A 1,351-nucleotide genomic window follows, 5' to 3' on the forward strand; every position below is an offset into this window, starting at 1 on the left:
GAATCTCCCCGGGTTTGGTGCTCACCTTCTTTCTTGGGAAGGATGGGCAGATCATGCCTGCGAAGTACGACGAAGCGACCAAGGCCAAGGCTGTCCGGCTGGTCGTCGATCACCGTGACGACTACGACAGCGAGTGGGCTGCGATGAAAGCGGTATCCGCCCGGTTGGGGATGACCACCGAGACCCTGCGCAAGTGGGTCCGGCAAGCCGAAGTCGATGCCGGTGAGGCCGGCGGTGTTACTACCGAGGCGGCGCGAGAGATCCGCGAGCTTCGCCGCAAGAACAAAGAACTCGAAGAAACGATCGAAATCCTCAAGGCGGCAACAAGTTTCTTCGTGCGGGCGAGCGACCCGCGACACCGGTAGTTTGTGAGTTCATCGCCGAGCATCGGGCTCGGTTCGGAGTCGCTCCGATCTGCCGTGTGCTGAGTGCGCACGGTGTCAAGATCGCTCCGCGAACGTTTTATGCCTGGCTGGCCAGGTCACCGTCGAAACGCACGTTGTGGGATACCGCGGTCACGGAGGTCCTGGCCGGCTACTACGAACCCGACGAGGACGGTCGCCGCGCCCCGGAGTCGCTGTACGGGGCGGTGAAGATGTGGGCCCACCTGCAACGTCAGGGTATCCCGGTGGCCAGGTGCACGGTGGAACGGCTGATGCGCACCCAGGGCTGGAAAGGCGTGATCCGGCGTAAGAAGGTCCGTACCACCGTGGCGGACCCGGCAGCGGACCGCGCGCCGGATCTGGTGGATCGCCAGTTCCGTGTTCCGGCACCGAACATGCTGGTCGTAGCCGATTTCACCTATGTCCGGCTGGGTGGCGGGACGTTTGTGTACACCGCGTTCGTGATCGACGCCTATGCGGGCCGGATCGTGGGCTGGGAATGCTCGACCAGCAAACAGGCGGAATTCGTGGAATCAGCGATCCGGCAGGCCGCCGCGCTGCGGGCCCGTCAAGGCCGGCCGTGGACCGGGTCCACAATCCATCATTCCGACGCCGGATCTCAGTATACTTCTGTGAAATTCGGTGAGACACTGTCACTTTCGGGTCTGCAGCCGTCGATCGGTTCCGTCGGCGATGCCTACGACAATGCCCTCGCCGAGACCACGATCGGACTCTACAAGACCGAAGCGGTGCGTGAGGATTCACCGTTTCGGCGGGGCCCGCTGACCCGACTGGCCGACGTCGAGCTACTCACCTGCGACTGGGTCGGCTGGTACAACGAGTCCCGGCTGATGCACCGGCTCGGCCGCACACCACCGATCGAGTACGAAGCCGACTACTATGCAACCTGCTCCGAGCAACCCGCTGGAGACAGATAACCGGGTGTGCATCGAACCCGGGGAGATTCA

The 1,351-nt window shown here is 63.3% G+C and carries 1 protein-coding gene; it reads left to right on the forward strand.

Going from position 1 to position 1,351, the window contains the following annotated elements:
- The first annotated feature begins 53 nt into the window (after positions 1-53).
- Positions 54-1,321, forward strand: a protein-coding gene (locus NFL01S_RS33800) for an IS3 family transposase (RefSeq protein WP_157117333.1) whose coding sequence is annotated in 2 segments (ribosomal slippage) — positions 54-327 and positions 327-1,321 — 1,269 coding nt in all. Because the reading frame shifts where the segments join, the coding sequence is not laid out codon by codon here.
- The last annotated feature ends 30 nt before the right edge of the window (positions 1,322-1,351 follow it).

The organism is Nocardia flavorosea NBRC 108225, assembly GCF_001613385.1.
Taxonomy (GTDB): Bacteria; Actinomycetota; Actinomycetes; order Mycobacteriales; family Mycobacteriaceae; genus Nocardia; species Nocardia flavorosea.